General features: G+C 64.3%; 7 protein-coding genes and 1 tRNA gene. 2 read left to right on the top strand and 6 right to left on the bottom strand.

The window, feature by feature from the left end:
- Positions 1-6: 6 nt before the first annotated feature.
- Both ACYQ0U_RS22375 and ACYQ0U_RS22370 read right to left on the bottom strand, forming a co-directional pair.
- Positions 7-177, bottom strand: coding sequence for a hypothetical protein (locus ACYQ0U_RS22375; RefSeq protein ID WP_459976096.1), 171 nt, complete (start codon positions 175-177; stop codon positions 7-9).
- Positions 178-187: 10 nt separating this feature from the next.
- Positions 188-1,363: an LCP family protein gene (locus tag ACYQ0U_RS22370; RefSeq protein WP_459976095.1), complete on the bottom strand. Its 1,176-nt coding sequence runs from the start codon at positions 1,361-1,363 to the stop codon at positions 188-190.
- Positions 1,364-1,868: 505 nt separating this feature from the next.
- Between ACYQ0U_RS22370 and ACYQ0U_RS22365 the strand changes: the two genes are divergently transcribed.
- Positions 1,869-1,944 (top strand) — tRNA-Arg (locus ACYQ0U_RS22365).
- 238 nt (positions 1,945-2,182) lie between these two features.
- Positions 2,183-3,424, top strand: coding sequence for a tyrosine-type recombinase/integrase (locus tag ACYQ0U_RS22360; protein ID WP_459976094.1), 1,242 nt, complete (start codon positions 2,183-2,185; stop codon positions 3,422-3,424).
- 2 nt (positions 3,425-3,426) lie between these two features.
- Here the strand turns inward: ACYQ0U_RS22360 and ACYQ0U_RS22355 are convergent, their stop codons facing one another.
- From ACYQ0U_RS22355 to ACYQ0U_RS22340, 4 genes are all read right to left on the bottom strand, one after another.
- A complete protein-coding gene (locus ACYQ0U_RS22355; RefSeq protein ID WP_459976093.1) occupies positions 3,427-3,636 on the bottom strand; it encodes a hypothetical protein in 210 nt (69 codons plus the stop codon).
- A 515-nt stretch (positions 3,637-4,151) separates the two neighbouring features.
- Positions 4,152-5,381, bottom strand: a complete 1,230-nt coding sequence (locus ACYQ0U_RS22350; RefSeq protein WP_459976092.1) for a phage major capsid protein — start codon at positions 5,379-5,381, stop codon at positions 4,152-4,154.
- Between the two features lie 98 nt (positions 5,382-5,479).
- Positions 5,480-5,794: a hypothetical protein gene (locus tag ACYQ0U_RS22345; RefSeq protein WP_459976090.1), complete on the bottom strand. Its 315-nt coding sequence runs from the start codon at positions 5,792-5,794 to the stop codon at positions 5,480-5,482.
- A 113-nt stretch (positions 5,795-5,907) separates the two neighbouring features.
- Positions 5,908-6,297 carry a hypothetical protein gene (locus ACYQ0U_RS22340; protein WP_459976089.1) on the bottom strand — a complete coding sequence of 130 codons (390 nt, stop codon included), beginning with the start codon at positions 6,295-6,297 and terminating at the stop codon, positions 5,908-5,910.
- Between the last annotated feature and the right edge of the window lie 302 nt (positions 6,298-6,599).

Below are 6,599 nucleotides of genomic sequence, written 5' to 3'. Positions count from 1 at the left end.
CCCTCGTCAGCCGCCGTGGTGCGGGGGCACCTGCTCCCGCAGCCACCGGTCGTTCTGGTCGTCCCGCCTCGGCCGGTCGTCCCGCTCGTCGCGTGTGGTGTCCGGCAGGGCGTCGCCGAAGACCTCGGCCCGCCGCTTGCGGCGCTCCCAGTCCGACAGCGACTTCCTCTCGGTCACCGGCGGGGCCTCACGTGCACAGCCCGGCGTCGGCGAGCGCCTGCTTGTCGGCCTCGTTCGAGGGGCCCTGCGAGGACGACCCGGAGCCGGGCAGGTCGTCGGCGGAGATGACGTCCTGGCTCAGCTTCTTGGTCAGCGGCGCGTCGTTGGCGATCTTGTCCCAGACCTCCTGGGCCTGCGGCTCCACCCACACGAGGCGGTTCGGGTCCTGCGGGTCCGGCTGGTTCGGGATGGTGATGAACTGGATCTTGTCCAGGCCGGTGTTCTGGAACTGGAGTCCCAGGTCGGCGAGCTTCATCAGGCCCTCCAGGTCGGGGTCGACGGTGAGCGAGCTGGTGGCGGCGTTCAGGAACTTCACCAGCCGGTCCGGGCGGGCCAGCGTGCCGGCCGAGACCACCTTGTTGGTCATCGACGCGATGAACGCCTGCTGGCGCTTCATCCGGCCGGTGTCGGAGCCGTTGCCGATGGAGTAGCGGGCGCGGACGTAGTTGAGCGCCTCGGCGCCCTCGAGCTCGCGGGTGCCCGCCTCGATGTTGATGCCGTGCGCCGGGTCGGAGATGGGCTGCGGGATGCACATCTCGACGCCGCCGACGGCGTCGACCATGTCCTTGAAGCCCTCGAAGTTCACGACGACGAAGTGGTCGAGGCGGACGCCGGTGAGCTGCTCGAACTGCTGCATGGTGCAGGCCGGACCACCGAGGCCGAACGCCTCGTTCCACATGACGTAGTCGGCACCCGCGATGGACTCGCCGTCCTCGGTCGTGCACTCGGGCCGGTCGACCATCGAGTCGCGCGGGATGCTGATGCCGTACGCCCGCTGCCGGTCGGCGGAGACGTGCACCAGGATCGTGGTGTCCGAGCGCTGCCCACCGCCGGTGAGGTTGTCGATGTTGCAGCCCGCGCAGTCGCGGCTGTCGGAGCCCATCACCAGGATGTTGAGCGGCTCCTTCGGGCCCTCGACGTCGACCTTGTCGGGCCGGTGGGACAGCTGGTCGTCGACGTCGATCACGTTGATGTTGCCGTCGAGGTGGCGGAAGAGCCAGATCGTGCCGAGCCCGGTCGCCATGGCGAGCACGAGGACCGTCGCCAGCAGCACCTTCCCCACCGTGTGCCGCTTGCGCGGCTTGCCCCGCCGTTTCGGCGTGCCGGGATGGCGCTGCTCGAGATCAGGCGCAGCGTCGCTCATGCGGGGGCACCTCAGGAGGTCGGGGACGGGCTCGGCCGAGGGTACGGCTCAATCCTTAAGTGTCCCTGTGACCAGCGCATCCAGACAAACCGGCGGCATGCCGCTACGCGCCGGCTGCCCCGCCGAGCCGTCGCCCGGCACGCCGCTTGCCAGACCTGGAGACCTCAGTGCCGACCATGGCGACGATGCGCGCACGAGCGCCCCGCCTTCCCGCAGGAGCCCTTCGCGCACGGCGAGGTCACACGCGCGTCGACGTCAGGTCCGCTGCACCCAGACGCCTCGTCGTGCGCGACCACGCGACCAGGCTCGCCACCAGCAGGGCGAGGGAGAGCGGCACCATCGTGGGGCGAGGTGCTGGCCTTGCCTTCGCCGAGAACCCCGTCGGGAGGGCGCGGCCCGGCTCGACGGGTGCCCCGGGGCCAGGGCAGCATTCGTCATGTCCGGCGCCTGCTGCCAAGATGACCACCGCCGGTGAACGTTTTCGACACGAATGGGCACCTGGCCCGCCCCAGTAGCTCAGCGGATAGAGCAGCCGCCTCCTAAGCGAAAGGTCGCAGGTTCGACTCCTGCCTGGGGCACCAATCCCGCTCACCAGAGCGGGTTTCGGCGTTGCCGCCGAAGTCGGAACAGCACCGTTCCCTACTTTGCTCCCCACTTTGCGGGGTGGTACGGCATCCACTACCCGCGCGGGCGTGGCACTTCCGGTTCGCCCGAGGCGTCCGCTACCGCGACGACAAGCGACCTGATGAGGTCGACACGATCGATGCCGTTAGGGCTTTTCTCCCTCCGGAACGGCAGGCGCGAACTAGAGTGCTGGGCGTGGCGGACCGCGATACATCATTTGAGCACTATCTCGGATACAGGAATTTCGCTGCCTCGACCCGTCAGCAATACACGGTGAAACTGCGTCAATTCGGCGAATGGTGTGAATCGGAAGGCGTGGACGTTGTCAAGGCTACGACCACGGACATTTCGCGATTCTTGAACCATCTTCTTGAGGCAGGGGGCTCCAAAGGCTCACAGCGCCCATGGTACGGCTGCCTGAATGGCTATTACCGGTGGCTCGTTGACTCGTCGGTTCTGGATCGAAATCCGATGCCAAGGTCGCTTCCGCGTTCGGGCCCGCGGAATACACCCGCGCCGAGCGTGAAACTCCCTGACCTTCGTAGAATGCTCGACGTTACTGTCGAAGATCAGAGTTGGGCGATCATTGCTCTGCTTGCGTTCTATTCCGTCAAACCGGGTGAGATTCTGGCCTGTGACGTGTCGGACCTGCACATAGATAGCGACGGCGCTACTCTCCACTTTCGACCAATGGAAGGCGCGGGCCGCCGCCCGTACCTAATCCTGTTTCCCGAACTCACCGAAAGGCTGGTGCGCCTAACCGCCGGACGCCGACGCAATGACCCTCTATTTGTGAGCAATAAGGGAAACCGCATGGGCCGAGGATCGGTCCAGGGGTTCATCAATACCGCCTCTCGACGCGCCAATCTTGGCTACTTTGCTACTGCCAAGATGCTTGAGTACACCCTGCCCGCTACAGCCATATCGCAGGGGTTCAGTTTTGTTGGCCTGTTGCGGGCCGTAGGCATCATTCAGCCCCGGCAGTTCGTCCGGTGGCTCGCAACCTCCGCTGCCGTTCCGGGTGAAACCAACGCGTCATTGCGCATGGCTCGACTGGTGCTGTCACCGCCCGACGACTTCGAGAACTGGCTATTGCACATCGACGCTCAACTAAACGAGACCGACCTGCCCGAGCCGTTTGCAGTCATGGCCGCAGGGGCTGTATTTGAGCGGTACTTGCGAGCCCTCTGTATCGGGCTGAATCTTCCGGTCAGCAAGGACCCGAAGGCTGGAAAGATGAGCGCATACGTCCACCAACTGCGCGATAACGGGCACACAATGCCCAGCGAGGATCGGATTGCCGAGAAGATCGGCATCAACAGGAATGACGCAGCACACGGCAATTTCGAAGCGCTCGTCGACGTGAGCGCGCGGAAGATCGTTGAGGACGTGAGGGAATTCATGGCGAACCATCCATTGCCAACAACGCGAGCCTAGAACTAGGTCAGTTCGATCACGAACGGCGCATCCTCCGGCATCGTGCGCATAGCGCCGATGATCGCGTCGTCGGGAAGTACGAAGCCCTCAACAACGTCAACGACGTAGCGCGCGCCTCCCGGCTCGCCGTCGTGACGCCATACCGCAATGCCGGGGGCGTCGAACAGGCAGGTAACAAACGGGTCGTCAGGAAGGTTCTCGATAGCCGTCATGCGCAGCACCGTAGGCGCTGCCACCATTGACGTCCATATTCATATTCGGAACCTATACCCCCCGTAACGCAGAAAAACCCCCGGCAGGCCGAAGCCCACCGGGGTGGAAAGTCTGACAGACGCGGGCGGCAGCGCCACGGGTGACTTAGGCCCGATGCATTCGACGCGCTACCTACCCGCGCCCTACCCAAAAAGGATGCCCATTCCTGGGCGAGTGATCCGGCCCGAAGGCCGACTCATGGATTACGGAGAGAAGGCTAAGGACTCTGCGGAATCAACCGCTCCTGCGGGGAGCGGAAGTTGTGGGACTGACAGACGGAAAGGAACCATTGCGGGTTGGGGTCCGCGCGGAACCTCCCGTCTGCCAGTCGTGGCCGATCGCGTGGGACCGACCGGGCCGGGTGCGTCAACGCGCCGCACCGCTGAGACGCGGAGCACAGACCGGCTTTAGTGGTGACCAGCCCTAGGCAGAAAGGGACATAACGACCTAGGACCGGTCACGAATTGCTACCGAATCAGGCAGTCGCCTGAGAGATAACGTGGAACGCGCCGGGGCGCGCCTGCTGCACGTCGGCACGCAGCCAGCCGATGAAACCAATCTCACCGGTGTCGGCAAACCGCTCATTAAGCACCTTGATTTCAAACGAGGTCCGAATACCGATGTAGAGGTTCCGGAAGTCGCCAACCGCAATCTCAGAGCCCATGTTGCCACTTGACATGCGGCGCACGTTCTCGACGTACTGCGGCGGGGTCAGGTACTGACCGTCAGCCGTAGCCCGCAGGGTCGAAAGCGCGGCGAGGTTATCCTCAGACATAAGCGCCGCACGCGGGTCGAAGTTGCGACCGCGAACGTCCGCGACAGCGGCGATAATCTCGTCCCAAGACGACAGACCGGCGAGCGGGTAAGTGCTCGTGTTCAGCGCCTCGGTAATCAGGCCAGCGGGCTCCGGGTCAACGCCCGAGCCGTAGAGGCTTGTGTGGTCCAACTTCACGCCGAAAGCGCCAGCGAGCGAATTACCCAGAACGTCGCCCAGATTGGCGGCGTCCTCGACCAACTCAAACGGAGCCTTGACCAGAACGGCAAGGCTCTTGGCCTTGAGGTTCAGAGCGCCCAGCCCGAGGTCACCGGACGCAATGGCCTGCTTCTCATTTCGCCAGTCAGGCTCAGGATCGCCAACGACCTTCGCCACGGTCACATCGTTGGAGTCCATCGGAACGACGGTCGCGCCAGCCTCGATAACGCGGGTCGCGTTTCGGGCGAGGTCCAGAACCGCAGCCGCGTAGCGCGGCGGGACGAGGTAACCGCCCTGAGTCGGGTCGTCCTCGCTCATTCGCTTCTCGCCATAGGCCAGCGAACGTGCGTACTCGCCGAACTCACGCAGGCTCGCAGGCTTGGCGGTCAGGTCCGCGAAAGATCGGCCCTCCGGCAGCGGCTCGTTAGCGCGAACCTCAGCGTTCCGGCTCTCGGTGCGGGTCGCAGCCCGCAGGACGTGCGAGCGCTCAGCGTGGTCCTTGCCAGCGGCCCGGTTCTGCTCGGCCTCGGCCTGCTCAACGTACTGGCGAGCCTCCGCGGCGAGGTCGTCCATGTCGGCCTCAAGCGCGTCAAGGTGGTCCCGGTGCGCCTTAGCGGCGTCACTCTTGCCAGCGTCCTTAGCGGCGTCGTGCTTCGCTCGGATCGAGCGGTAAGTCTCGTGCAGAGCCGCGCGGCGGTCGAGTGCCGCCTCAGCCATAGATCGGAAGTCCATGCTTCTCCTTTCGCACCATAACGGGCACTTCCCGAGTCCGTGCTAACCGCCGTGACTGCCCTGTGCAGAATCCGCGGGTATTGCTATTCGGTTATGGTTCAATTATCGACCAGCGCGTCGAACTCGGCCCGGAGGCCAGCGTTCGCACTGGAATTCTTTTGGAGTAACGCCTGCCTATCGGCACGCTTGAGCGCCTTATCGCGCTCAGCGTGAATGTCCCGAACTCGGCACAGCAGCCGGAGCACCGAATGGTGCAGTTCCGATTCAGCGGGCGTGAAGCCTCGCCGGTCGCCGTGCTGCACAAGGTTGGCGAACAGGCTGATTTGGAGTTGCAGAGCATCGCTCGGCAGCCCATCGGCTGCCAGCAGAACGTCAGCCGTCTCCGGCGCGCAATGAGACATTGCGTTGGTCATGTGGTTCCCCCTTTCGATTGCGGGGAGAGGCCGCGCCAGCGGTGTCCGTCGCGCTTGGGGCTAGCCCTCTTCCACTCATACGTGAATGTCCTACGGGTGTCGGGCCTCTGCGCTCACAAGCACCCGTCAGACCACTCCGTGATAGGCAGCCCGAGCCATTCCGTCATGCGCAACCGGTCGAGCGGTTCGCCGTCGTCTAAGCGCTCCTGCCAGTCGGCCGGGAGGTCTACCTGCCCGATCACCGGGGAGTCCTTCGCCGGAATGTCCACGGTGAGGTTGTCCTCGCCTGAGTAGTTCCGGAACCGCGTCTGAACGCGGCCCGAATCGTCACGGACGTAGTTCCCGGCACCGTCCACGACCGGGACGTACTCAGCCGTCACGGTGAAACCCCCGCCAGCGCCGCTCAAGAGGGTGTCGTACTCCCTCTCGGTGTCGTCCGAGGAATGACGCTCACCCGAGCGCATGTCTAGGAACCCGGTAGCGGTGGAAGCGCCCTCGGACACCCGCACGTCACCGTGTGCGCCCCTCTCGGCCTTGCATGCGTCCGAGCAGGTCGCCGGGTAGCGCCCGCGCTTCCGGGGCTTGGTGAAAGTAACGCCGCAGACTGCACAGGTCAGCACCGCGACAGGGAGAGACCGGGCTGTCAGCACCGGCCAATCTCCCGAATAGCAAGAGTCAAAGAATCCCTTTCCTTTTCGCATTCCCGTTAGAGAATGCATTCCGAATACACAAAAAAGTGCTCTATACTGCGCGCACTTAAGCGCGCCTAAGACATAGGGTCCAGAGAAGTGGGAACGTAGAAAGA

It is taken from the genome of Nocardioides pyridinolyticus, from assembly GCF_054653575.1.
Note: the sequence above shows the minus strand (reverse complement) of the source record. Positions and strands in the feature narration are given on the sequence as shown.